Consider the following 26,503-nt stretch of genomic DNA (forward strand, 5'->3'; position numbering starts at 1 on the left):
CTCTTTGGGAGCAAAAGGTTGGATGAAATCCATGTGACAGGTAAAGCATCTCTCAGCGGGGAGATTTTTATACAGGGATCAAAAAATGCAGCACTTCCAATGATAGCCGCATCTCTGATGCACAGAGGACTAAGCATTCTGAGGGGATGTCCCAGAATTTCAGATGTTTTCTGTATGGAAGAGATTTTGAAAAGTCTTGGTGCAGTGACCTGGTGGGACGATCATGATCTTTATCTGGATTGTTCCTGCGCAGACGGAACAGAAATTCCTGCAGTCTATACAGGCAGAATGCGTTCTTCGATCATTCTGGCAGGTGCGGTGCTTGCAAGAAACAGAAAATGCAGGATAGGGTATCCGGGCGGATGTACGATCGGGAAAAGACCAATAGATCTCCATCTTATGGCACTGAGAGCACTTGGCGCGGATGTCCGGGAAAATGCATCAGGCCTGGATGGAGAATGCGTCAGATTTGAAGGGCAGGATATTGTGTTTCCGAAATCGAGTGTGGGAGCTGCTCAACAGGCAATACTGGCAGCAGTTCTTGCAAAAGGTGTAACACATCTTTATAATTGTGCGAAAGAACCGGAGGTTTTCTGGCTCTGCAGATATCTGAAAACAATGGGAGCACTGATAGAAGGAGAAGAAACCGGTGAAATTACGATCAGAGGAGTGGATGAACTGAAAGGCGGAGACTACCGTATTCCTCCGGATCGTATTGTTGCAGGTACCTATCTGTGTGCGGCTGCGGCAGCAAGAAGTAAGATTATTCTTCATGATGTACCTGTGGAGGAGTTGCAGTCGTTTATGGAAGTATATCGGAAAATAGGTGGACAATATCAAGTAAATGGTGGTACACTAGAGGTCAATGGAAAGAATGCTGTCAGACCGGCTGTTTTAGTAGAAACAGAAATTTATCCGGGTTTTCCCACAGATCTGCAGGCTCCGTTGATGGCGGTGCTGACAGGTGCGCAGGGACAGAGTACCATACGGGAAAATATTTTTGACCGGAGATTTGGCAGTGCTTTTCAGATGAAAAAAATGGGCGCAGATATTTCCGTAAGCGGAAACCAGGCAATCATAAGAGGGGGAAAAACTCTTAAGGGAACACAGGTACAGGCAGGAGATCTCAGAGGTGGTGCAGCCCTGCTCATTGCCGCACTTATGGCAGAGGGAGAAACCTGTGTTACAGGAGCCGGGTTTATCAGCAGGGGCTATGAGCATATCTGTGAAGATTTACGGACTTTGGGCTGCAGAATATGGCAGCCGGGGACAGAGGATTTGAGGATTTATGAGAGAAAGTAATTATGGGAAAAGACCTCCTATGAGTAAAAGGACGAAGAAGATGCTGGCAGGTATGATAGGCGCCGGAGTTATGGTCGCTGTGATAGTATTTTTTTCCTATTATAAAGTAGATACTGTTGAGGTGAGGGGAACTTCCCATTATACAGACGAAGAAGTAAAGAATATGGTGCTTCGGGGACCGATGGCTTCCAATTCGGTCCTTGCACCACTGCTCTACAGCACTACAAATACAGAGGACATTGCATATGTAGATGCATTTAAAGTTACCCAGCTGAACCGAAATACCATCTGTATCAGCGTAAAAGAGAAAAAAACAGTCGGATGCATCCGATATCTTGACAGTTACATTTATTTTGACAGAAATGGCATTTTTGTGGAGGGTTCTCAGAACAGAGATGAGACGGTTCCGTATTTTGACGGAATTCAGGTGAACAGCATCGTGATGGATGAGAAACTGGATATTAAAGGAGATACTGTACTGAATACAGCTGTAGCATTGTCTACAATCTTTCAGAAAAATGATATGATCCCCGATCATATCCAGTTTGACAGCAGCTATTTTATCAGCCTCATCTATGGGGATATAACTGTTCAGCTTGGAAAAGATGCTGATCTGGAAGAGAAGATGAACCGAGTGATAGCGATTCTGCCCAAAATTCAGGGAAAAAAAGGTATTCTTCATATGGAGAGTGTGGCTACGGAGTCCAATACCTTTGAAGAAGAACTGGAACAGGAAGAAGTTACTGCTGAGAACTGGAATGGCGGTTATGATGAAGATGGCAATTATACCGGAGACGGCGAGTATGACGAGGATGGTAATTATGTAGGTGCAAAACCGAAGACTGCTCTTGAGGAAGCAATTGAGAACTGGAATGGCGGTTATGATGAGGAAGGGGATTATACCGGAGCAGGTGAGTATGACGAATCCGGTAATTATGTGGGACCGAAGCCTACACAGGAATCTCTGGATGCGGCATCTGATGAGTCGGGAGATGGTTCAGGAGATGAAAGTTCCGCAGATGACCAGAGTTCTGAAACTTCAGAAGATGGAGAAAGTGATTCATCATATGACGACGGAAACTCAGATGATTCAGATGGATATGGTGATTATACAGAAGATAACAGTGATTATCAGGGGGATGATTCTGAGGGATATTGATAGTATATGGAAACTTTGAGATCAGAGAAGGCTCCGTACACTGATACAACATATTTACCGGAATTGCCGAAAAAGAGTGAAAAAAGTATAAAAAAACAAAATTAATGGTTGATTAATTCTCAAAAAAAATATATGATATATCTATATGTAACTTTGATATAAATCACTGAAAAGGATATCAGGTATAAATAAAGGAGGAAGTACGTTGTTAGAGATTATGTCAAACGAGGCTGAATCATCTGCCAAGATCATAGTGATCGGTGTAGGTGGAGCCGGAAATAATGCAGTAAACAGAATGGTGGAAGAGGCCATCGGCGGAGTAGAGTTTGTAGGTGTTAATACTGATAAGCAGGCTTTAACTCTGTGCAAAGCTCCAACTGTACTTCAGATTGGCGAGAAGATTACCAAAGGTCTTGGTGCAGGAGCCCAGCCTGAGGTTGGACAGAAAGCAGCAGAGGAGAGCATTGAAGAAGTAAAACAGTTAATGGAAGGTGCGGATATGGTATTCGTTACCTGTGGTATGGGAGGCGGAACCGGAACCGGAGCTGCACCTGTTATCGCAGCAGCAGCGAAAGAAATGGGTATCCTTACAGTTGGCGTTGTTACAAAACCTTTCCGTTTTGAAGCAAGAACTCGTATGAATAATGCACTTGCAGGCATTGAGAATCTGAAGAAAGCAGTGGATACATTAATCGTTATCCCGAATGATAAATTACTGGAAGTTGTAGATCGCAGAACAACCATGCCGGAAGCTCTGAAGAAGGCTGATGAAGTTCTGCAGCAGGCAGTACAGGGCATTACAGACCTGATTAATCTGCCGGCTCTGATTAACCTTGACTTTGCAGACGTTCAGACTGTAATGACAGACAAGGGAATTGCCCATATCGGTATCGGTGAAGCAAGAGGAGACGACAAAGCTATGGAAGCTGTACAGCAGGCCGTATCTTCTCCACTTCTTGAGACAACCATCAAAGGTGCTACACATGTTATCATTAATATTTCCGGAGATATTTCTCTTATGGATGCCAATGATGCCGCAAGCTATGTACAGGAGCTTACAGGTGAGGAAGCAAACATCATCTTTGGTGCCATGTATGATGATACAGTTGCTGACTACTGCAGAATCACAGTGATTGCAACAGGTCTGAATGATGATAACCTTCAGCAGACCCCTTTCGGAAAAAGAAGCACAGCTTCTTCCTTTGGTGCAAGAAGACCTTCTTCCACAGCAACGACAGGTACAGCAACAGCCGGAACTGCAACAGGAAGCGGTATGAACATGCCTAGCTTCAGCCTTCCAACTATGAATGCCACACCATTTGGAGCATCTAAGACTCCGTCAAGCACTGTTCAGAAGAAGGATATCCAGATTCCGGATTTCTTAAGAAACAGATAGGATTATCTGTTTTGCAGTGAAATAATTTACAGACAGACAAAAGAGACATATTCCATATAGATGGACATGTCTCTTTTTTTGACCAGATCAGGGAAGTTCATTATCCCTGATATACGGGTGAAAATCCTGTTGCCATGGTGTTGATATTATGCGCCACAATGGCACTGGAAGGTGTCACATCTTGTATCGGAAGATGCATGTGCATTAGAGCCGTCTACCTGAATGGAGGATGCTGTACATTTGCAGTTATCATTATAGGTACAGTTATGGGCTTTGCAGTCGATCTGGATTTTGTCGCAGCCACAGTCATCTGTATAGCTGTCTTTCATGGAACTGCCGGTTCTCTCTCGGAAACTGCCGCAGCTTGTCTCATTTGCAGAAGTAGCATTTTCGCCTGTCACGTCAATATCACCCTTTGAACAGAGCTGTTCTTTGTTGTAAACACAGGTCATTGCTGAACATTTAAGAATTGTCATAGAGTTACCCTCCTGAAAAAATCTGAGATAACTATTCAATACTGCTGTAGTGCAAGAGTACTGAACAGTTACATTGAATAAGTTTCGGAGATAGGATGTGCAGTTTGAGAGAAAATATACATGAGATCGTTACTGTTCACTCCGTTCACAGTAACGTAGCCAAAATTCATTCCAGATTGCCTGCGGCAATGGAATTTTGGCTTGTATGTCTCGGGATTTTGGCATATTCATGCCAAAACACCTCGCGGAATAGTGGTGTGTGAACAGTAACATGAGATCTAAAAAAATAAAGAAAATGTGAAAAGTACTTGACATAGCAGACTGAACATGGTATCTTATACAAGTACGTAAGAAAACAAAGCAGAGTTCCACTCTCACCTCAGCGCATTTAGTTTAGCGGCTTGGGTTTATATTGCACAGAGAAGGCTGATATTTAAGGTTGGCAGGAATAAAGAGATTGTTCCCCAGATTAAGAAGAAAAGATATCAGCAGTGTGATAGCGGAGTGTGGATTTTGTCCACGCTTTTTTTATGTAAATGAGGGCGACGAGAAGTCATTAGAATCTATCTAACAGGTATGGAGGTGCACTACAATTAGCAATTTAATGATTAACGAACAGATCAGAGACAAAGAGGTACGCTTAATCGGTTCGGACGGAGAACAGCTTGGAATCATGTCCGCGAAAGAAGCAATGTTCAAAGCTCAGGAGGCAGGGCTTGACCTGGTAAAAATTGCCCCGCAGGCGAAACCGCCGGTATGTAAGATCATTGATTATGGTAAATACCGTTATGAGCTTGCAAGAAAAGAAAAAGAAGCCAAGAAGAAGCAGAAGACCATCGATGTCAAAGAAGTGCGACTTTCTCCAAACATTGATACCAATGACCTGAATACGAAAGTCAACGCCGCCAGAAAGTTCCTCTCCAAGGGTGACAGAGTAAAGGTAACATTACGTTTCCGCGGAAGAGAAATGGCACATATGGCAAGCAGCAGACATGTGCTTGATGATTTTGCAAAGCAGCTTGCAGATGTGGCAACAGTGGAGAAGGCACCGAAGGTTGAAGGCAGAAGCATGACCATGTTTTTAACGGAAAAACGTTAAATATAATAGAGATACAGTTTAAGGAGGAATTAACAATGCCAAAAATTAAAACTTGCAGAGCAGCAGCAAAGCGTTTCAAAAAAACAGGTACAGGAAAATTAGTAAGAAATAAAGCTTATAAGAGCCATATCTTAACAAAGAAATCTCAGAAAAGAAAAAGAAATCTGAGAAAATCTACTGTTGTTGATGCTACTAATGTTAAGAGCATGAAGAAAGCATTACCATATTTATAAGAAGCATTTATTCATTGAAGATAGACAAACAGGAGGAAATTTAAGAAATGGCAAGAATTAAAGGCGGATTAAACGCAAAGAAAAAACATAATCGTACATTAAAACTGGCAAAAGGCTACAGAGGAGCCCGTTCCAAACAGTATAGAGTTGCTAAACAGTCTGTAATGAGAGCACTTGCTAGCTCCTATGCAGGAAGAAAGCAGAAAAAACGTCAGTTCAGACAGCTCTGGATCGCTCGTATCAACGCAGCAGCAAGAATGAACGGATTATCCTACAGCAAACTGATGCACGGACTGAAAGTTGCAAACATCGACATCAACAGAAAGATGCTTGCTGAACTTGCAGTAAACGATGCAGAAGGATTTACAGCACTTGCTGAGATCGCTAAAAAAGCAATTGCATAATTGTCGGTTTTAGAGAGACATAAGATTTGATAAATTAAATCAGAATTTTGAGGTACACATAGAAATTGTTACGGTTTCTGTGTGTACCTTTTTTAATGCATTTTTCGATGAATGGGATAAAATTGCGTGCGCGGTACGGTCAAGTGTCCATGAAAGACGGAAAAATCTTAAATTTCCATAAAGTTTTTCTTGCATGGTCAAATATATGGTGATATAATTCAAAACAGCAACATATTAAAGTGTCAGTGGAAGCCAAAGCCGGCTGGGAACCCAGTTGGCTTTTTGTTACTTTTCAGTTCCTCTACATAATAAATGAACCTGCGGAATCTGGTGAAAATGATATACCGGGTGGAATGAATGGTAACGGAAGCTAATCTTATGAGCCGTAAGAGGGACGAAAGGACTGACAAAATATAAGGAGGATTTATTATGAAAAACCTGAAAAAAATCATCAGTGTTACTGCGGCAGCAGCAATGGTAATGTCAACAGTTGCACCTGTATCTGTATTTGCAGACGATGCTACATTTAAGATCGGTGGAATCGGACCTGTAACCGGAGCAGCAGCAATCTATGGACAGGCTGTAAAGAATGCAACAGAGCTTGCAATCAATGAAGTAAACGAAGACGGCGGAATCAACGGATATCAGGTAGAGTTCAAATTTGAAGATGATGAAAACGATGCTGAGAAAACCCTGAACGCTTACAACGCATTAAAAGACTGGGGAATGAACATCCTGGTTGGTACAGTTACTTCCACACCTTGTGTAGCTGTAGCAAATGAAACAGCAGCAGACAATATGTTCCAGCTTACTCCATCCGGATCTGCAACAGAGTGTGTTGCTAATCCGAACGTATTCCGTGTATGCTTCTCTGACCCGAACCAGGGTACTGCAGCAGCTCAGTACATTGGAGAGCATAAACTTGCTACAAAAGTAGCTATTATCTACGATAGCTCTGATGTATATTCATCAGGTATCACACAGAACTTCACAGCAGAAGCAGCTAATCAGGGTATTGAAATCGTATCTTCCGAAGCATTCACTGCTGATAACAATAAAGACTTCTCCGTACAGCTTCAGAAAGCAAAAGACGGTGGTGCTGAATTAGTATTCCTTCCGATTTATTATACAGAAGCTTCCCTGATCCTTGCACAGGCAGACAGCATGGGATTTGAAACTAAATTCTTCGGATGCGACGGTATGGACGGTATCCTTGGTGTAGAAAACTTTGATACATCTCTTGCAGAGGGGCTGATGCTTCTTACACCATTTGCAGCAGATTCTACAGATGAGAAAACCCAGAACTTTGTAAAAGCATACAAAGATGCTTACAAAGACACACCAAACCAGTTCGCAGCAGATGCTTATGATGCAGTATACGCAGTCAAAGCAGCAGCAGAAAAAGAAGATGTAAAAGCAGACATGGATGTTGCAGATATCTGTGCAGCACTTGAAAAAGGCATGACCGAGATCACACTTGAAGGTGTTACAGGTGACGAGATCACATGGACAGAAGACGGTGAGCCGAACAAAGCTCCGAAAGCTGTAGAAATCAAAGATGGTGCTTACGCAGCAATGGAATAATGAAATTGAAATAACTGAAAAGATTTCATAAGAAATAAAATGCAATTGTTCCTGGAGTGGACAATGGTTGCATGCCAACGGGGCTGTCTGAATTATGCAGACAGCCCTGTTGCCTAATACGTTATTACATTAATGCGTTAATGACAGATTTACTTTTGGCAAAATAAACAAGACAGATTTCGCTAAAGGCAAATCTGCCAGTTTTACACACAATAAAATTATTTAAATATAAGAAAGGAAAGACTTCTATGAGTAGTTTTATATCATATCTTATCAGTGGTATCAGCCTCGGAAGTGTATATGCGATCATCGCTCTTGGTTATACCATGGTATACGGAATCGCTAAAATGCTGAACTTCGCTCATGGAGATGTTATCATGGTCGGCTCTTATGTAGTTTATGTCGCAGTCAGCGGCATGGGATTAAATCCGATTTTAGCCATCCTGCTGTCCATTATCATCTGTACACTCATGGGCGTTGTGATCGAAGGCGTTGCGTATCGACCACTGCGTAATGCAGCTTCACCTCTGGCTGTTCTGATCACAGCAATTGGTGTCAGCTACCTGCTTCAGAACGTGGCCCTTCTGATCTGGGGAGCAGATACCAAATCATTCAGTAACGTGATCAGTCTTCCATCCCTGAAACTTGCAGGTGGTTCTATCGTGATCACTGGTGTAACCATCGTAACCATTATCGGTGGTATCCTGATCATGGCAGGTCTGATGCTCTTTATCAGCAAGACAAAAACAGGACAGGCAATGCTTGCCGTATCTGAGGATAAAGGCGCTGCCCAGTTAATGGGTATTAACGTAAACAAAACAATCTCCATTACTTTTGCAATCGGTTCCGGACTTGCAGCAATCGCAGGTGTGCTTCTCTGCTCTGCATACCCGTCTTTGACACCATATACAGGTGCTATGCCTGGTATCAAAGCATTCGTTGCAGCTGTATTTGGCGGTATCGGATCTATCCCGGGAGCCTTTATCGGAGGTGTTGTTCTGGGTATCCTGGAGATTTTTGGTAAAGCTTATATCTCTTCACAGATGGCTGATGCCATTGTATTCGGTGTTCTGATCGTAGTTTTGGTTGTGAAACCTACCGGTATTCTTGGTAAGAACATTCAGGAGAAAGTGTGAGGTGGCAGACATGGAAAAGAAGAAATTAAACAAAACAACAAAAAGCAATCTCATTACATACGGAATGGTTCTTGCAGCATATCTGATCGTACAGGGAATGATCGCAGGGAATCTGCTTTCCAACCTGATGCAGGGTCTTCTGGTGCCTCTTTGTGTATATATTATCCTGGCTCTTTCCCTGAACCTGACGGTTGGTATTCTGGGTGAGTTAAGTCTTGGACATGCCGGATTTATGTGTATCGGTGCTTTCACCAGTGCAGCATTTACAAAGGCAACTATGGATACATTTACAAATGCAGGACTTCGTTTCTTCGTTGCTCTGATCATCGGAGCTGTATGTGCAGGTATCTTTGGATTCCTGATCGGTATTCCTGTACTTCGTCTGAAAGGTGACTACCTTGCTATCGTAACACTGGCATTTGGTGAGATCATTAAGAATATCATCAATGTGCTTTATGTAGGAATTGACAGCAACGGAATCCATTTTTCCATGAAAGACCAGATGTCTCTTGGAATGGAGCCTGGTGGAAAAATGATCATCAGTGGTGCCATGGGTATCACAGGTACACCGAGACAGTCAACCTTTACTATAGGTGTGATTCTGATCCTGGTTACTTTATTCGTAGTTCTGAACCTGATCAATTCCAGAGACGGACGTGCGATCATGGCAATCCGTGATAACCGTATTGCAGCGGAATCAATTGGTATTGATATCACAAAGTATAAACTGAAAGCATTTGCAATCTCAGCAGCATTAGCCGGTATCGGCGGTGTGCTTTATGCTCATAATCTTGCAACTTTAACAGCACTTCCGAAGAACTTCGGTTATAACATGTCTATCATGTTCCTGGTATTCGTAGTTCTCGGTGGAATTGGAAATATGCGTGGTTCTATTATTGCAGCAGTGATTCTGAACCTTCTTCCTGAGCTTCTGCGTGGACTCAGTGATTACCGTATGCTGTTCTATGCAATCGTGCTGATCGTAATGATGCTGATCAACTGGGCACCTAAGGCAATCGAGATGAGAGAGCGTCTTTTCAGTAAATTTAAGAAAAAGGAGGCATAAGCTATGGCATTGCTGGAAGTAAATCATTTAAATATTTCATTCGGCGGTCTTCATGCAGTGGATGATTTCCATGTCTCCATCGAGAAAGGACAGCTTTATGGTCTGATCGGTCCGAATGGTGCCGGTAAGACTACAATCTTTAACCTTCTTACAGGTGTGTATAAGCCGGACGAGGGAATCATCAATCTGGACGGACAGGATATCACCGGAAAGAGTACCATTGATATCAACAAGGCGGGAATCGCCAGAACATTCCAGAATATCCGTCTGTTCCATCAGATGAGTGTGCTGGACAATGTAAAGGCAGGACTTCACAATCATGATAAATACAGCCTTTTTACAAGTATTGTACATACTCCGAAATACTTTAAGGTTGAGAAAACCATGAATGAGGAAGCAATGAAGCTTCTTAAAGTGTTTGATCTGGACAAAGAGGCAGATATCCTTGCATCCAACCTTCCTTATGGTAAACAGAGAAAGCTGGAGATTGCCAGAGCACTGGCAACAAAGCCGAAGCTTCTTCTTCTGGATGAGCCGGCTGCAGGTATGAACCCCAATGAAACTGAGGAACTGATGGATACCATCCGTTTTGTTCGTGATAACTTTGATATGACCATTCTTCTGATCGAGCATGATATGAAGCTGGTTTCAGGTATCTGTGAGGAGCTGACTGTACTGAACTTCGGTCATGTTCTGAGACAGGGCAAGACTTCAGATGTGCTCCATGATCCGGAAGTTATCAAGGCATATCTTGGAGAATAGGAGGAGAGACAGATGGCATTACTGGAAGTACAGGACATACAGGTTTATTATGGAATGATTCAGGCATTGAAGGGTGTTTCTTTCTCTGTAAATGAAGGTGAAGTTATTGCTCTGATCGGTGCAAACGGTGCAGGTAAAACAACTACCCTGCATACAGTGACAGGGCTTCTCCGGGCAAAATCAGGACATATTATTTATGACGGACAGGATATCACAAAGGTTCCGCCTCACAAGATCGTAACAATGGGTATGGCACATGTTCCGGAAGGAAGACGTGTGTTTGCAAATATGACTGTTCTTCAGAATCTGAAGATGGGTGCTTTTACAAGATCTGATAAAAATGAGATTGATGCGACCATTGAGAAAGTATATAAACGTTTTCCGCGTCTGAAGGAACGTCAGAATCAGACTGCAGGTACCTTAAGTGGTGGTGAGCAGCAGATGCTCGCCATGGGACGTGCGCTGATGAGCCAGCCGAAGATCATTCTGATGGACGAGCCGTCCATGGGCCTTTCACCGATCTTTGTAAATGAGATCTTTGATATCATTAAAGAGGTAAGTGAGAGTGGAACAACGGTTCTTCTGGTTGAGCAGAATGCGAAGAAGGCTCTTTCTATTGCTGACAGAGCTTATGTCCTTGAGACCGGAAGGATTACACTGGAAGGTAAGGCAAGTGATCTTCTTCATGATGAATCTGTTCAGAAGGCTTATCTTGGAGAGTAAACAGGAGGGATTTTATGGAGAATTTTGTAATTACCATTGCGAGACAGTATGGTAGCGGCGGACGTACAGTTGGCCAGATGCTGGCTAAGAGACTGGGAGTTCCTTTTTATGGTAAAGAGATCATTCAGATGGCTTCGGATGAGAGCGGTATTGATGTGAAGTTATTTGGTCAGGTTGAAGAAGGGACAAAAGTAAAAGCGTCACTGTTCAATAAGACCGGTCTTTATAAAGGGGCACTGATCGCACCGGATCAGAAGGGATTTATTTCTGATGAGAATATTTTTAATTATCAGGCAAAGGTTGTGAATGATCTGGCTGAGAAGGAGCCATGCGTGATCGTGGGACGATGCGTGAATTATGTGTTCAGAGACAGACCGAATACACTGAGAGTATTTATTCATGCACCATGGGAATTCCGTGTTGAGAAGTCCAGAGAGAAGATCAGCGGTGGTGATGAGGAAATTGAGAAGTTCCTTCGCAAAGATGATAAGAGAAAACAGGATTATTATCGTAAATTTGCAGGCGGGGACTGGAGTGATGCGACAAATTATGATCTGTGCCTGAATTCAGGAAAACTGGGATTTGAGAAGTGTGTGGATGCGATTCTGGCGCAGATGGAGGTTATGGGAATTAAATGATGAAAAGGGCAGTCTCTCTTGGAAGGGGCTGCTTTTTTCTGCGCTGTGTATTGGCTGATAGAAATAAAAAATCCAGGCAGAAAAGTGTTTCTGCCGGATTTTTTTATTAAGACTGGGATTTGATTTTTGTTTGGTATTCTTTTAGTTTTTTTTCGTAGCCCATTTCTGAGAGTTCGTAGAAGTGTTCTCCTTGGATTTCGGTGGGGAGGTATTGTTGGTGTACGTAGTGGTTTGGGTAGTCGTGGGCGTATTTGTAGCCGATGCCGTGGCCCAGTTTTTCGTGGCCGCCGTAGTGGGCGTCCTGGAGGTGTGGCGGGACTGTGGTTTTTGTGCGTTTGACGGAGTCCATGGCAGCGAAGATGGCGTTGACTGCGGAGTTACTTTTGGGGGCGCATGCCATGTAGGTGACTGCCTGGGAGAGGATGATCTGAGCTTCGGGCATGCCGACGCGTTCGACTGCCTGGGAGGCAGCGACTGCTACGCAGAGGGCCTGTGGATCGGCGTTTCCGATGTCTTCGGAGGCGAGGATCATGATTCTTCGGGCTATGAATTTGACGTCTTCTCCGGCGTAGAGCATTTTTGCAAGGTAGTAGACTGCTGCGTCAGGGTCTGAGCCACGCATGCTTTTGATGAAGGCGGAGATGATGTCGTAGTGGTTGTCTCCGTTTTTGTCGTAGCGGACGACGCGTTTCTGGATGCACTGAGATGCCACATCCAGGGTGATGTGGATGAGACCGTCTTCGCTACGGGGGGTAGTGAGGATGCCCAGTTCGATGGCATTGAGGGCATTTCTGGCGTCGCCGCCTGCCATGTCTGCAAGGAAGTCGAGGGCGTCTTCATCTATCCGGGCTTTATAGTTTCCCATTCCTTTTGTTTTGTCGTTGACTGCGCGAAGGATAAGTTCTTTGACTTCGGAGATCTCCAGGGATTTCAGTTCGAAGATGATGGAACGGGAGATTAAAGCAGCGTTGACTTCGAAGTATGGATTCTCTGTTGTGGCACCGATGAGGATGATGGTTCCGTCTTCTACGAATGGGAGGAGATAGTCCTGCTGGCCTTTGTTGAAGCGGTGGATCTCGTCTATGAAGAGGATTGTTTTTTTGCCGTACATACCCAGGTTTTGCTGGGCTTCTTTTACAACTGCTTCCATATCTTTTTTGCCTGCTACAGTGGCGTTGATCTGGGTGAATTCTGCACTGGTAGTGTTGGCGATTACTTTTGCCAGGGTGGTCTTGCCGGTTCCGGGAGGGCCGTAGAAGATGACGGAGGTCAGTTTGTCAGCTTTGATAGCCCTGTATAATAAGGTGTTTTTTCCGATGATGTGTTGCTGTCCTACAACTTCATCCAGAGTTGTGGGGCGTAGTCTGGATGCCAGAGGGGATTCCTGGTCCAGGGTTTTTGATTTGGCGTATTCAAATAAATCCATAGTTTTTTCTCCATAGAATATGATGATAAAACAGTCACATTTCATTTCGTGTTTATAGTAACATAAAGCATTTCTGACAAATTATAGCAAGTCTCTTAATCAATATACATTATTTACGAGGAGTGCTATAGAACGTATATTTGTTTTAGTATAACGTATCCCTGTTTTTTTGTAAAGATTAGGAAATAAAAAGGAAGAGCATTATAAGAGCTCTTCCATTATTTTACCGTATATTTCCTGGTAATGTGTGGACCATTTTTTACAGATCGACTGTGCTGCCTCAAGGTTAGGAGCTGCGATGTTCAGGTCGATGAGGGAGTTGCCCTTTTCGATGAGCTGGCATCTTACAGAATAGGTTCCCTGTTTGGTGATGTAATAATCGGCAGGAGTGACGATTCGCTCCTGGGCTTTGAAGCCGGTGGATTTCAGGTATTCCCTGACTTCCTGTTTGATCTCAGGAGAGAGATCTTTCTGGAAAAAGGAGAGAGTCTTTATGCCATCTTCGGTAATCCGGTAATGGGAGACATTGGAACGGGTGTCCATGGTGATTAGTTCTGCTTCTACCAGTTCTGAGATTGCCTGCTGGAGATGGAAATAGTTTGTATATTCCCGGTCCAGGATAAATTCTGAAATCTGCGAATTTGTCAGGGTATTTTCGGTATTCTGAAGCATGTATAATACGATTAATTTGTAAACTGTGAATGGTGTTGCCATTTTATCCCTCCTTTGCATAGAGTAGCAGAGAATCTTTTAGTGCGAAAACAGTCTTCCCTGGTAGCTTTGTTCTTCTTTCATCCTGTGATGCAGCATATTTAATACCTCACGTTTACGGCTTGCCCACAGTGGTGCGATCAGCAGATCTTTGGGGCCGTCGCCTGTGATGCGGTGTATAACCATATCCGGTCTGAGATGTTCCAGACAGTTTATAAGGAGAGAGATGTATTCATCCCGTTCGTAAGTCTGAAACAGTCCTTTCTCGTAATCTGCTGCCAGATCAGTGCCGCGAAGCACATGAAGTAACTGCAGTTTGATTCCCTGAATATCCATATGGTTGAGGTATTCCATAGTTTCCAGAATATCTGCTGTGTTTTCACCGGGTAATCCGAGAATTGTATGCACGATTACTTCGATATTTTCTTTTCGCAGGCGTTTTACGGCATCATCAAAAACGCAGAGAGGATATCCCCTTCGGATATACCTGGCAGTGGACTCATGAATTGTCTGAAGTCCAAGTTCAATCCAGACAGGTTTCTGTTTATTTAACCGGGACAAAAGTGTCACAATCTCAGGACTGAGGCAGTCTGGTCTGGTGCCGATGGAAAGAGCAACTATCTTTGGATGAGAGATTGCTTCTGTAAAAATTTTCTCCAGATATTCCACAGGTGCGTAGGTATTTGTGTACGCCTGGAAATAGGCAATATATTTATGAATCGGACGTTTCTGTGAAAGGATACTGATCTGGCTTTCTATCTGGTCAGTGATGGAAAGTGCGGCATCTGCAGCGAAATCTCCGCTTCCTCCTGCGCTGCAGAAGATGCAGCCGCGGGTTCCAATCTTACCGTCCCTGTTGGGACAGGACATGCCGCCATTTAGCGTGACCTTATAAACCTTTTCTCCAAACCGCTCTCTCAGCATATAGTCCAGAGAGTGGTATGGTTTTTCTCCCCATTTGGTCATACTGTGTGATCATTTTCTGCTGATGAAGTTTCAGCAGAGTTTTCGTTCTGAAGGTCTGTATCCTGGGTATCTGTATCAGCCGGAATATAATTATCAAAAATCTTTACCAGAAAATGTCCGTTGATAAATGCCTCCAGTGCAAATCCAAACATGCACAGAAGCATGATGGCCATGGACTGTATGCGGAAACTTTTAATAAAAAACACGCCTGCAGGTAACAGAGTGATGACTGCCATCAGGACTGTATACGGAAGATGACGGATAGCCATCAGGAATGCATTGCGGAAGGTGTTTTTGATGGAGTTGTAGAATTTGGCAAGCACCGGATAAATATACAGAAATACCATCATATAAAGGATACCAAATGCAAAGAAAACGATATACAATACCTGAGACATTGTTCCGCCGATATTACCTACAATACGCAGATCCATGTAAAGGATAGCTGCAACTGCAAGCATGATAAGATTGATGACAGTTGCCTGTTTGAAGTTCTGCTTAAAGGATTTGAAGAAGCTTCTGATAATATAAGATTCTTCGTTACGTGTCATTTTCAGTGTGACATAGTGGAGTGCAGTCAGTGACGCACCAATAGTCACGATCGGCAGACAACAGATCAGAAAGACCACATTAAGCATAATAAGATCAGCCACGCGTCCCATGACGGTGAAGAATTTGTTGTCCATGTTAAATAGTCTGTCCATTCGTTTAATTACTCCTTTTGTATATAATGATGTACAGCATACTCTGCGGATAATCCTGCTACAGAGAAATCTGTACAAGCTTTGTATAACAGTATAACGAATCAGGCAGGAAAAAGCAAATCTTTTATGTGAGCAGGAGCTGGTCTGCAGTGACAAAAACATAGCCTTTTTCAGTAAAAAGATCAGCGATTTTCAGGGCTGCATCCACAGATGTCTGATAGCCGTCATGCATCAGGATGATAGAACCGTCATGAACCTGTTTCTGGGCGATAGACAGGATAGAATCGATGTTTTTGCTTTGCCAGTCCAGAGTGTCTACATCCCAGAATACGGGAAGCATGGTGACAGAAAGTTCCATATCCTTGATCCATGCGCCGAAAGGCGGTCGCACATAAGAAGGGTAAATTCCGGAAGCTTCATAGATTCTGTTATTTGTTTTTTCAATTTCCAGTCGGGCCTTCTCCGCCGGGATCTTGTCAAGCTGTACATGATCCCAGGTGTGATTTCCGATAAGATGTCCGTCTTTTCGCATTTGCAGGAGTATATCTTCGTTTCCTTCAATGTTCTCGCCTATCAGAAAGAAAGATGCCCTGATGTTTCTTTTTTTTAATCCATCCAGAAGCATGGGGGTATACCGGGCATTAGGACCGTCATCAAAGGTCAGTGCGATTCTGGGAGGTTCTTCGACGGGAAGCCCGGCGGTGGTGTCAGTTGAAAAATTCTCAGAAGCTGTAGCTTTTGCAGATGCCTGTTTTACAAGGGAAAGCATACCGGGACCTGCCAGTGAAGTAAGGAACTGTGTGCGTTTGTCAGCAGAAGAAAAGAGCAGGAAAAAAATCATGCATAATATTTCAAAAAATATTAAAGTCCGCTTCATGCAAAGATACTCCTCATAAAAATATCTCTCTGATTCAGGAATACAGAGTATGAATATCTGTGTCAGAATGAAAGAAACAGCAGGTGGCAGATGTAATCATTACAGTATATGAAAAAAAGAAAGCAATTCATACCGATTTATTGTATAATAGATTCTGCAAAATATAGAAGAAAGAATTTACGGAGATTGAGATGAAAAAGAAACGGACAAAACTGCTGGTTTTCTTTGCACTGGCAGGAATTTTAGTGCTTTTTTATATGATAGGAGAGTCTTATTGTGAGGGACTGTCCGGGGGAAGTAGTCTGGAAGAGAAGAATGATGTGGTGTGTAGATATAAATACGATATGATCGTAGACAGTCCGAATTCTTCTTTCTGGCAGGCTGTTTATGACTGTGCGCAGGAATATGCACAGAAGAGCGATGGAATCCTGGAACTGAGAGGTAGCGGTAAAGAGAGTGATTACAGCAAGCTAGATTATATGAATATGAGTATTGCTTCAAATTCAGATGGGATTATCCTGCAGTACAGTGGGGAGCAGGGACTGGAAGAGAAGATAAATGAGGCTGTTCAGAAAGGAATTCCGGTTGTTACTGTAATGGGAGATGCAGTTCACAGCAAGCGTCAGAGTTTCGTGGGTGTCAGTGATTATCAGCTTGGAAGTGTCTATGGCGAAAAGGTAGCGGAATATGTGACTGAGGATACGGAAAGTATTCTTATTCTGTTGAAGAAAAATATTGATGATATGAACCAGAGCCAGATATATACACAGATCAGCAATGCAGCCCAGGCAAAGGCAGGCTCTTTGCAAAATATCCAGATAACAGGAAAAAATCTTCGCTTAACCGGAACCTTTGAGACAGAAGAAGCGGTAACAGATATTTTTCAGCAGAGAGATAAAGTACCCGATATTCTTGTGTGTATGGATGAAGAGACTACAGAATGTGCACGTCAGGCAGTGCTGGACTTTAATCTTGCAGGAAAGGTTACAATCATAGGATATTACAGTTCCGAAGATATTCTTACAGCAGTGGAAAAGGGAGTAATCTCTGTTACCTGTGATGTGGATACAGAGCAGCTTGGCAGATACAGTATAGAAGCTCTGACAGCATATCAGAAGGATGGAAGGACCAATTCCTATTATAATGTAGATATTAATTTCCTGGACAAAAATGCAGTACGGGAAATGAGAAGGAAGGGGGTGTCCGGATGAAGCAGCTGCGCTGGAAAGATTTTTCACTGGTCAGTAAAATCGTTATAGAGGTGGGTATGATCGCTGTCCTTCTTTTTGCCATGAATATGCTTTTTTATGTGCGGATCAATAATTCCATGCAAAAGATGGATAATGTTTATGCCAGTAATGCAGAGCTTACCGAACTTTCACAGGTATTTGAGAAAGTACAGGATAATATGTATAAGTATCTTAAGGTTAAGAATTCTCAGACACTTCTTGATTATTATCAGAATGAGGCAAAATACAGAAATGAACTTGAGAAACTTAATGAAGATAATATCAATGATCCCGTAAAGCTTCTGGAACGGAATATCCGGAAAATGTCGGAAACATATCTGGACTGTACTGCGGAAACGGTAGCTGCCAAACGAGGAAGGAACGTTGAGCAGTATAAGCGTAAATATGATGATGCAACAAAGCTTTACAGATATATCCAGTCATCTATTGACGAACTGAATAACCTGATGTTTCAGGAGAACTCCAGTACTTATGCAGTACTTCGTGCAGTGATGAGATATCTGGAGATAAGCAATTCAGTTATTATGATCATAATTGTAGCCGGTGGAATGCTTCTGCTCATCCAGGCCACCAGAAATATGTTTGTTCCCCTTTCCAATATGGCAGAGACAGCACAACTGGTAGGTCAGGGAAATTTCCATGTAAAGATGCACGATACAGATGCACAGGATGAACTGGGAACAGTAACCAGAGCGTTTAATACAATGGTAGAGAATCTTGATCTGTATATGGCAAGGACGAAAGCAAGTATGGAGAAAGAGCAGCAGATGATGGAGAGGGAGCTTCTTATGGAAAATCATCTGAAAGAAGCACAGCTGAAATATCTTCAGTCACAGATCAATCCGCACTTTCTGTTTAATTCCCTGAATGCAGGAGCACAGCTTGCAATGATGGAGGATGCAGAGCAGACCGGGATTTTTGTAGAGAAAATGGCGGATTTTTTTCGCTATAATGTAAAAAAAGGACAGGAAGACGCCACATTGGGAGAAGAACTGGAGGCTGTTGATAACTATATTTATATTCTGAATGTCCGGTTCGCCGGAGATATCCATTTCAGCAAGGAGGTGGATGAATCACTGGAGAATGTGCGTATGCCAAGTATGATCTTGCAGCCGGTTGTGGAAAATGCAGTCAATCATGGAATACGTGACATTGAATGGGAAGGAAAAATACATCTCACAGTTACAGGAGATGCAGATTATATACGTATCAGCGTGAAAGATAATGGAAAGGGAATGACGCGGGAACAGATAGAGGGTGTTCTGTCAGGAAACAGAGAGCACAGAAATGAAGAAGGTGATTCTACAGGAATCGGTATGAATAATGTGATCAGTCGTCTGGAACTTTATTATGAGGAATCAGGGCTTATGGAGATTAACAGTGAAGGTGAAGGAAAAGGCACAGAAGCAGTAATCTATATACCTGTGCATGAAAACTAAGAGAAGTATTATGGGAGTGAGAGAAGATGTATAGAATTTTGCTGGCAGATGATGAAGGTATCATGCTGGAATCATTAAAGAAAATTATTGAAACTGAATATGGAAATGAATGTGAGATCCACTGTGCAAAGTCAGGCAGAGTTGTGGTGGAGATGGCACAGGCATATTCGCCGGATATCTGTTTTATGGATATCCAGATGCCGGGAATAAGTGGGATACAGGCAATCAGGGAAATTCAGAAATTTAACAGTTCAGCAGTTTTTGTGATCATAACTGCATATGATAAGTTTAATTATGCAAAAGAAGCAGTGAACCTGGGAGTTCAGGAATTTCTCACAAAGCCTGTAAATAAGAAAGTAATTCTGGAAACCTGCGCGAAGATGATGACAAAGGTAGATCAGATACGGCAGAAGAGAAGCGATGATCTCTTGATCAGAGAGAAACTGGAGACAGTGGTACCTATGATTGAGAGTGGATATATCAATAATATTCTTCTGCAGGATGATTTTGTTACTTACCAGGATAATTATACACAGCTTCTTGATATCCGTCAGAAATACGGTTATATGATGGTCATAGAATTTGGAGATTCTATGGAAAATGGGGTGCTCAGTAATGCAGTAGGTGCAAGTGTAAAGGCAAACAAATTTTATTCTACTTTTCGTGAAATCGCACAGGGATTCTTTGAATGCCTTGTAGGTCCTATTATGGGAAACAGGATCGTACTGCTTGTTCCTTATGAAAATGCGAAAGAAGATTACGAAGACAGAGTTGCAATTGTCACAAGAGCCAGAAATATGGTACATAAATTTGAAAACCGGATCGACAGTATGTTCCGCTGTGGAATCGGAAGAGTCAAAGAACTTGGAAGCGTGAAGGAATCTTTTAAGGAAGCGGTGGTCGCACTGAGAGAGAGCATCAGTCATGTAGTGCATATCGAGGATGTACCGGCGGCACAGAAATATGACGGGGAATATCCAAGAGACCTGGAAATCAGATATCAGAAGAGGATCCTTGAGAAGGATGCTGCGGGAGCGATGAACTGCGCAGAGGGATTTTTTGAATGGATGCACAGTCAGCAGGCCGTCACAAGAGAAGACATTGAGATTAAAATCCTGGAGATGGTGATGAATGCGGAACGCAGGGCATTCTTTGCAGGAACTTTGAAATATAATGTTAACAGCAGGAGAAGCTATATCCGGGAGCTTCAGTCCTGTACGGATATAGAAAATCTGAAGAAGTGGTTTCTGGATAAGACGAGAGAAATCTGTACGAAACTGGAGAATTCCAAGGAAAAAGAAGCTGGCAGTATTATTGACAGAGCAAAGGAATATATTAATGAAAATTTCCGCAGGGATATTTCTCTGGATGATGTTTCAAGAGAGGTAGATATCAGTCCGTATTATTTCAGTAAACTTTTTAAACAGGAAACAGGTAAGAACTTTATTGAATATCTTACAGAAATACGTCTGAAAAATGCCAGAGAACTTCTGCAGGATTCCAGACTTTCCATTAAGGAAATATGTGCACAGTCAGGATACAGTGATCCCAATTACTTCAGCAGGATTTTCAAGAAGTATGAAGGAGTTACGCCTAGTGAGTTCAGAGAGAGGTTAGGCTGATGAAATTATATAAGACAAAAAAGAATTGCGGAAAGCTGCTGCTTGGAATACTGGCATTTTGTACAGGGATGATACTGCTGACAGGATGTGGTTCCTCTTCAGAACAAAAACAGAATAAGAATGAAGAAACAGCAGAAGAGAATAAGGAAGAGGATAAGGTTCAGATCGGACTTACAGTGGATTCTTTTGTTATAGAAAGATGGATCCGCGACAGAGATGTATTTGTGGCGACTGCCAGAGAACTGGGAGCAGAGGTAAATGTGCAGGATGCAGGTGCAGATGTCAAAGAGCAGATCAGTCAGATTGAATACTTTATAAATAAGCAGGTGGATGTGATCGTTGTGATCGCAAGAGACTGTGGAGCACTTTCAGATGCCATACAGAAGGCACAGAGTGCGGGAATTCCGGTTATTTCCTATGACAGAATGGTCAATAATGCCAATACAGATTTGTACATTTCCTTTGATAACCGTAAGGTGGGTGAGATCATGGCACAGGCACTTGTCAATGCACTTCCTCAGGGAGGAGATGTCTTTATGATACAGGGATCCTCTTCAGATAATAATGTCCAGATGGTGAAACAGGGGTTTGATGATATGCTTGCAGACACAGATCTGCATGTGGTTTATGAAGCTAACTGTGATGGCTGGACAGCAGAACTGGCTGTCGGATATGTGGAGGAAGCCCTGGAAAAATATCCTCATGTTAAGGGAATTATGTGCGGAAATGATGACATTGCCAGTCAGGTCGTACAGGTACTGGCGGAGAATCAGCTTGCCGGAAATGTGGTTGTTGTAGGTCAGGATGGAGATCTTGCAGCCTGTCAGAGAATAGTAGAAGGAACACAGTATATGACTGCTTTTAAACCAATTGAAGATCTGGCAAGAAAAGCAGCGAAATATGCAGTGGAAATGGGTAGTGGAAAGGGAGTTGCAGAACTGGAAGATGTGACAGAAACAGTAAATGACGGAACTTATGAGATTCCTTCCTGCATCCTTGAACCAACTGCAGTGACAAAAGAGAATATAGATAAGGTGATCATTGAAGGAGGTTTCCACCGCAGAGATGAAGTTTATCTGAATGCGGATTACAGTTAAATAAAATATTTAGAGATTATCCGGTTGCTTTTGCAGATGTAAGAGTAAATCAGTATATAGCATTATCTTGCAACAAAAATGTCCTGTCCTGTGCAGGGCATTTTTTGTTTTTCTTAAAATGTCTTGTTTCTTGCCAAACATGTCCAGATTGCCCTGTGCTATAGTAACGTTATCAAGAAAACGTGAGAAACGTAAAAAGAAATGGAGGATTTTTACAATGAGAAAGAAAGTCGTATCTGCAATTCTTTGTGCATCAATGGTAGCAGGAATGGTAGTTATCCCGGGTGTAGCTGTTAAAGCGGATGATAAGAAACTGATCGGTGTTACAATGCCTACCAAAGACCTTCAGAGATGGAATCAGGATGGCGAGAACATGAAGAAAGAGCTGGAAGCAGCAGGCTACGAAGTAGACCTTCAGTATGCATCTAACGATGTAAGCACACAGGTTTCACAGCTTGAGAACCAGGTAGCCAACGGATGTGATCTTCTGGTTGTTGCATCTATCGACGGAAGCAGCCTTGGAGAGCCTCTGAAACAGGCAAAAGAAGCAGGAATCCCGGTTATCTCCTATGACCGTCTGCTTATGAACTCCGATGCAGTTACATACTATGCAACATTTGATAACTACAAAGTAGGCCAGAAACAGGGCGAATACTTAGTAGATGCACTTGATCTTGACAATCAGGACGGACCGTTCAACATCGAGCTGTTCACAGGTGATCCTGGTGACAACAACTGTAACTTCTTCTTCGGCGGAGCAATGGATGTCCTTCAGAAATACATCGACGAAGGCAAACTGGTAGTTAAATCCGGACAGACAGAGTTCGAGCAGGTTGCAACTGCTAACTGGGACAGTGCAAAAGCTCAGGACAGAATGGATACAATCATCGCTGGTAACTACTCTGACGGAACAAACCTTGACGCAGTTCTCTGCTCCAACGACTCCACAGCACTTGGTGTAGAAAACGCACTTGCAGCTTCCTACACAGGAGAGTATCCGATCATCACTGGTCAGGACTGTGATACACCAAACGTTAAGAACCTTGTAGCAGGAAAACAGGCTATGTCCGTATTCAAAGATACACGTGCTCTTGCATCTGCAGTAGTTAACATGGTTGACGCTATCATGAAAGGCGAAGAACCGGAGATCAACGATACAGAATCTTATGACAACGGCACAGGCGTTATCCCGACATACCTTTGCGATCCGGTTGTTGTAACTGTTGATAATTACAAAGAAATGCTGATTGATTCCGGATATTATACAGAGGATCAGATTAAATAATAAGAATTAACAAACTGTACAGGCGGGCGCAGTTCCCGCCTGTATTAATCAGTAATAAGTATTTATCTTACAAGAAGAACTATCTTAGAGAAATCTATCTTGGAAGAAATTTCCGTTTCTTTCCAAGACGTACTTAAATGCTTTGTTATGGAAAGGGAGGGAAATAGAAATTGGCTAAGATACTTTTGGAAATGAAGAATATCACCAAAACTTTCCCGGGTGTAAAGGCACTGGATAACGTAAATCTTCAGGTAGAAGAAGGCGAGATCCACGCACTGGTAGGTGAGAACGGTGCCGGAAAATCTACCCTGATGAATGTATTAAGTGGTATTTATCCGTATGGAACCTATGAAGGCAACATCATTTATAACGGTGAAATCTGTAAATTCAATACAATCAAAGACAGTGAAGAAAAAGGAATTGTAATCATTCACCAGGAACTTGCGCTGATTCCCTATATGACCATCGGCGAGAACATGTACCTGGGTAATGAAAGAGGTAAATCCTTCTCCATCAACTGGAATGAAACCTATGGAGAAGCAGACAAATATTTGAAAATAGTAGGACTGGAGGAATCCTCCAGAACTTTGATCAAGGATATTGGTGTAGGTAAACAGCAGCTGGTAGAAATCGCGAAAGCACTGGCGAAACATGCGAAACTCCTGATCCTGGATGAGCCGACAGCATCTCTGAATGAAGATGACTCTCAGGCACTGCTGGATCTGCTGTTGAAATTTAAAGAACAGGGAATGACATCGATTATCATTTCCCATAAATTAAATGAAATCTCTTATGTAGCGGATAAGATCACAGTTATCCGTGACGGCTCTACCATTGAGACTCTGGATAAGAAAGTAGATGACTTTTCAGAGCAGCGTATCATTCAGGGTATGGTTGGCCGTGAGATGACAGACCGATTCCCGAAACGCCCAGATGTAAGAGTCGGAGCTGTTTCCATGGAAGTGAAGAACTGGACTGTTTATCATCCGTTGTACTCAGAACGTAAAGTAGTAGACAATGTATCATTTAAGATCCATAAAGGGGAAGTAGTGGGTATTTCCGGACTGATGGGTGCAGGACGTACAGAGCTTGCCATGAGTATCTTCGGAAAGAGCTATGGAACCAAGATTTCCGGTCAGATCTTTATGAACGGAAAAGAAGTGAAACTGAACACTGTACAGGAAGCAATCGATAATAAACTTGCTTATGTTACAGAGGACAGAAAAGGAAACGGACTGATCCTTTCCAAATCCATCAAAATGAACACATCACTTGCAAATATGAAAGGCATCAGCAATGGACAGGTGATCGATGCAGATAAAGAGTATGCAGTAGCCGAAGAATACAGGAAAAAGCTGAAAACAAAATGTCCATCTGTTGAGCAGAATGTAGGTAACTTAAGTGGTGGTAACCAGCAGAAAGTCCTTCTTGCGAAATGGATGTTCGCAGAACCGGATATTCTGATCCTGGATGAGCCTACCCGTGGTATCGACGTAGGTGCGAAGTACGAAATTTACTGTATTATCAACGATCTGGTTGCAGCAGGCAAATCTGTTATCATGATCTCTTCTGAACTTCCGGAAGTACTGGGAATGTCAGACAGAATCTATATCATGAATGAAGGCAAGTTCGTAGGAGAAGTCAGCAAAGAAGAGGCAACCTCCGAACTGATCATGTCAAAGATCGTAAAATCAGGAAAAGGAGCGTAAAGAAGATGGAGAAAAAGCTTAGTTTTTCAGAAGTATTAAAGAAATATACCATGGTGATCGTTCTGGTTCTGGTAGTCATCATGTTTACAGCAAACACCAAAGGTGTTATGCTTCTGCCGCAGAACGTAAATAACCTTGTAGCTCAGAACGCATATGTATTTATCCTTGCAACAGGTATGTTGTTCTGTATCTTAACTGGTGGTAACATCGACCTTTCTGTTGGTTCTGTTGTATGTTTCGTTGCAGCAGTCGGCGGTAAGATGATGGTTCTCAATAATATGAATCCATATCTTACAATGCTTGTTATGCTGATCACAGGTATTGCAATCGGTGCATGGCAGGGATTCTGGATTGCTTATGTACGAATCCCACCGTTTATCGTAACTCTGGCAGGTATGCTTGCGTTCCGTGGTTTATCAAACGTAGTCCTTCAGGGACAGACACTGGCTCCAATGCCTGATTCTTATCTGGCACTGTTTAACAATTACATTCCTGATTTTGTTGGCAAAGAAGGATTTAATGTTACATGTTTTGCAGTTGGTATCATTGTTTGTATTGTTTATGTTTTACTTGTAATGAAAAATCGTGCAGACCGTGCGAAAAAGGGTTACAGTGTGGAAGCTTTTGGCGGTGCGGCAGTTAAGATGGTCCTGATCTGTGCAGTTGTTCTGGCATTTATGTTCCGTCTGGCTCAGTATAAAGGTATTCCGAACTCTCTGGTTTGGGTTGCTGTGATTATTGCGATTTATACATATATTGCTTCCAAAACTACTACAGGTCGTTATTTCTATGCAGTTGGTGGTAATGAGAAGGCTACGAAACTTTCCGGTATCAATACTAATAAAGTTTATTTTCTGGCTTATTTAAACATGGGTCTTCTGGCAGCTATCGCAGGTATGGTTACCATGGCGCGTCTGAATTCAGCTAACCCGCAGGCAGGTACAAACTTTGAGATGGATGCGATTGGTTCCTGTTTCATTGGTGGTGCTTCTGCCTATGGTGGAACCGGTACTGTTCCCGGAGTTATCATTGGTGCTCTTCTGATGGGTGTTCTGAACTTAGGTATGAGTATTATGGGTATTGACCAGAATATTCAGAAGGTTGTTAAGGGACTTGTACTTCTGGCAGCGGTTATCTTTGATGTTGTCAGCAAGAGAAAATCTTTTATCGTAAAATAAAAAATTGAATTTCTCCTTGAAATGGAATCTTTTTGCAGGGCTTGCCAAGATGCAGGCTCTGTTTTTTTTATTAAGGGACGCGCAGAAAAATAGTTTGTTTCGTGTGCGGTTTCGGACACTAAGATATTCTAGGCCACAAAAAATCTGCTAAAAGCATGAGAAAACAGAGCCAAACTCGCCTGCGGCTCAGACAGTGTCTCTGTTTTCTCATAACGCAGATTTTTTCTGACCAAGAATATCTAAGTATCCTGCAAATGCACG

General features: G+C 42.6%; 25 protein-coding genes. 19 read left to right on the forward strand and 6 right to left on the reverse strand.

Translation table 11 applies throughout. The features are described from left to right. The first annotated feature begins 18 nt into the window (after positions 1–18). The 3 genes from murA (at position 19) to ftsZ (ending at position 3,857) form a co-directional block, all read left to right on the forward strand. Positions 19–1,302 carry a UDP-N-acetylglucosamine 1-carboxyvinyltransferase gene (gene murA, locus ACESZG_RS08125; RefSeq protein ID WP_055059346.1) on the forward strand — a complete coding sequence of 428 codons (1,284 nt, stop codon included), beginning with the start codon at positions 19–21 and terminating at the stop codon, positions 1,300–1,302. 19 nt (positions 1,303–1,321) lie between these two features. After that, positions 1,322–2,461 carry a cell division protein FtsQ/DivIB gene (locus ACESZG_RS08130; protein WP_373217951.1) on the forward strand — a complete coding sequence of 380 codons (1,140 nt, stop codon included), beginning with the start codon at positions 1,322–1,324 and terminating at the stop codon, positions 2,459–2,461. A gap of 217 nt (positions 2,462–2,678) precedes the next feature. Beyond that, a complete protein-coding gene (ftsZ, locus tag ACESZG_RS08135; protein WP_227194384.1) occupies positions 2,679–3,857 on the forward strand; it encodes a cell division protein FtsZ in 1,179 nt (392 codons plus the stop codon). 146 nt (positions 3,858–4,003) lie between these two features. On the opposite strand, the gene ACESZG_RS08140 is transcribed toward ftsZ, so the two are convergent. Further along, positions 4,004–4,333 (reverse strand): DUF1540 domain-containing protein, encoded by a 330-nt coding sequence (locus ACESZG_RS08140; protein WP_008706523.1) that lies wholly within the window; start codon positions 4,331–4,333, stop codon positions 4,004–4,006. Between the two features lie 604 nt (positions 4,334–4,937). Here ACESZG_RS08140 and infC point away from each other — a divergent pair. From infC to ACESZG_RS08185, 9 genes are all read left to right on the forward strand, one after another. After that, on the forward strand, positions 4,938–5,432 hold the full coding sequence (gene infC / locus ACESZG_RS08145) for a translation initiation factor IF-3 (RefSeq protein WP_008706524.1): 495 nt from the start codon (positions 4,938–4,940) through the stop codon (positions 5,430–5,432). A 35-nt stretch (positions 5,433–5,467) separates the two neighbouring features. Then, entirely contained in the window at positions 5,468–5,665 is a 198-nt protein-coding gene (rpmI, locus tag ACESZG_RS08150) for a 50S ribosomal protein L35 (RefSeq protein ID WP_008706525.1), read from the forward strand. Between the two features lie 47 nt (positions 5,666–5,712). Continuing rightward, positions 5,713–6,069 (forward strand): 50S ribosomal protein L20, encoded by a 357-nt coding sequence (gene rplT, locus ACESZG_RS08155; RefSeq protein WP_022380175.1) that lies wholly within the window; start codon positions 5,713–5,715, stop codon positions 6,067–6,069. 429 nt (positions 6,070–6,498) lie between these two features. After that, on the forward strand, positions 6,499–7,653 hold the full coding sequence (locus ACESZG_RS08160; RefSeq protein WP_020993610.1) for an ABC transporter substrate-binding protein: 1,155 nt from the start codon (positions 6,499–6,501) through the stop codon (positions 7,651–7,653). Positions 7,654–7,901: 248 nt separating this feature from the next. Then, entirely contained in the window at positions 7,902–8,789 is an 888-nt protein-coding gene (locus ACESZG_RS08165) for a branched-chain amino acid ABC transporter permease (protein WP_008706530.1), read from the forward strand. A 10-nt stretch (positions 8,790–8,799) separates the two neighbouring features. Beyond that, the gene (locus tag ACESZG_RS08170; protein ID WP_020993609.1) at positions 8,800–9,855 is read left to right on the forward strand and encodes a branched-chain amino acid ABC transporter permease; all 1,056 of its coding nucleotides are present in this window, start codon (positions 8,800–8,802) and stop codon (positions 9,853–9,855) included. A gap of 3 nt (positions 9,856–9,858) precedes the next feature. Further along, the gene (locus ACESZG_RS08175; protein ID WP_025578122.1) at positions 9,859–10,617 is read left to right on the forward strand and encodes an ABC transporter ATP-binding protein; all 759 of its coding nucleotides are present in this window, start codon (positions 9,859–9,861) and stop codon (positions 10,615–10,617) included. A 12-nt stretch (positions 10,618–10,629) separates the two neighbouring features. Next, entirely contained in the window at positions 10,630–11,340 is a 711-nt protein-coding gene (locus tag ACESZG_RS08180) for an ABC transporter ATP-binding protein (RefSeq protein ID WP_020993607.1), read from the forward strand. Positions 11,341–11,354: 14 nt separating this feature from the next. Further along, positions 11,355–11,978 carry an AAA family ATPase gene (locus ACESZG_RS08185; RefSeq protein ID WP_025578074.1) on the forward strand — a complete coding sequence of 208 codons (624 nt, stop codon included), beginning with the start codon at positions 11,355–11,357 and terminating at the stop codon, positions 11,976–11,978. A gap of 106 nt (positions 11,979–12,084) precedes the next feature. On the opposite strand, the gene ACESZG_RS08190 is transcribed toward ACESZG_RS08185, so the two are convergent. From ACESZG_RS08190 to ACESZG_RS08210, 5 genes are all read right to left on the reverse strand, one after another. Next, positions 12,085–13,404 (reverse strand): replication-associated recombination protein A, encoded by a 1,320-nt coding sequence (locus ACESZG_RS08190; RefSeq protein WP_349080685.1) that lies wholly within the window; start codon positions 13,402–13,404, stop codon positions 12,085–12,087. A gap of 201 nt (positions 13,405–13,605) precedes the next feature. Then, positions 13,606–14,118 (reverse strand): DUF4364 family protein, encoded by a 513-nt coding sequence (locus ACESZG_RS08195; RefSeq protein WP_008706534.1) that lies wholly within the window; start codon positions 14,116–14,118, stop codon positions 13,606–13,608. A gap of 36 nt (positions 14,119–14,154) precedes the next feature. Further along, positions 14,155–15,081 (reverse strand): TIGR01212 family radical SAM protein, encoded by a 927-nt coding sequence (locus tag ACESZG_RS08200; protein WP_055058620.1) that lies wholly within the window; start codon positions 15,079–15,081, stop codon positions 14,155–14,157. After that, a complete protein-coding gene (locus ACESZG_RS08205) occupies positions 15,078–15,785 on the reverse strand; it encodes a YesL family protein (RefSeq protein WP_173720810.1) in 708 nt (235 codons plus the stop codon). Before ACESZG_RS08205 ends, ACESZG_RS08200 begins: the two co-directional genes overlap by 4 nt. A 124-nt stretch (positions 15,786–15,909) precedes the next feature. Beyond that, positions 15,910–16,662: a polysaccharide deacetylase family protein gene (locus ACESZG_RS08210; RefSeq protein ID WP_227194296.1), complete on the reverse strand. Its 753-nt coding sequence runs from the start codon at positions 16,660–16,662 to the stop codon at positions 15,910–15,912. A gap of 191 nt (positions 16,663–16,853) precedes the next feature. Between ACESZG_RS08210 and ACESZG_RS08215 the strand changes: the two genes are divergently transcribed. The 7 genes from ACESZG_RS08215 (at position 16,854) to mmsB (ending at position 26,242) form a co-directional block, all read left to right on the forward strand. Then, on the forward strand, positions 16,854–17,873 hold the full coding sequence (locus ACESZG_RS08215; RefSeq protein ID WP_349080688.1) for a substrate-binding domain-containing protein: 1,020 nt from the start codon (positions 16,854–16,856) through the stop codon (positions 17,871–17,873). Further along, on the forward strand, positions 17,870–19,351 hold the full coding sequence (locus tag ACESZG_RS08220) for a sensor histidine kinase (RefSeq protein WP_119243437.1): 1,482 nt from the start codon (positions 17,870–17,872) through the stop codon (positions 19,349–19,351). The genes ACESZG_RS08215 and ACESZG_RS08220 overlap by 4 nt, the downstream gene beginning before the upstream one ends. Before the next feature lie 26 nt (positions 19,352–19,377). Next, on the forward strand, positions 19,378–20,973 hold the full coding sequence (locus tag ACESZG_RS08225; RefSeq protein WP_022380167.1) for a helix-turn-helix domain-containing protein: 1,596 nt from the start codon (positions 19,378–19,380) through the stop codon (positions 20,971–20,973). Next, the gene (locus ACESZG_RS08230) at positions 20,973–22,070 is read left to right on the forward strand and encodes a sugar ABC transporter substrate-binding protein (protein WP_243104504.1); all 1,098 of its coding nucleotides are present in this window, start codon (positions 20,973–20,975) and stop codon (positions 22,068–22,070) included. Before ACESZG_RS08225 ends, ACESZG_RS08230 begins: the two co-directional genes overlap by 1 nt. 268 nt (positions 22,071–22,338) lie before the next feature. After that, a complete protein-coding gene (chvE, locus tag ACESZG_RS08235) occupies positions 22,339–23,355 on the forward strand; it encodes a multiple monosaccharide ABC transporter substrate-binding protein (RefSeq protein ID WP_373217961.1) in 1,017 nt (338 codons plus the stop codon). A 170-nt stretch (positions 23,356–23,525) separates the two neighbouring features. Continuing rightward, positions 23,526–25,064: a multiple monosaccharide ABC transporter ATP-binding protein gene (gene mmsA / locus ACESZG_RS08240; protein WP_118339253.1), complete on the forward strand. Its 1,539-nt coding sequence runs from the start codon at positions 23,526–23,528 to the stop codon at positions 25,062–25,064. 5 nt (positions 25,065–25,069) lie between these two features. Further along, a complete protein-coding gene (mmsB, locus tag ACESZG_RS08245; protein WP_118339250.1) occupies positions 25,070–26,242 on the forward strand; it encodes a multiple monosaccharide ABC transporter permease in 1,173 nt (390 codons plus the stop codon). The last annotated feature ends 261 nt before the right edge of the window (positions 26,243–26,503 follow it).

The organism is Blautia sp. Marseille-P2398 (assembly GCF_964240315.1).
GTDB lineage: Bacteria > Bacillota > Clostridia > Lachnospirales > Lachnospiraceae > Blautia_A > Blautia_A wexlerae.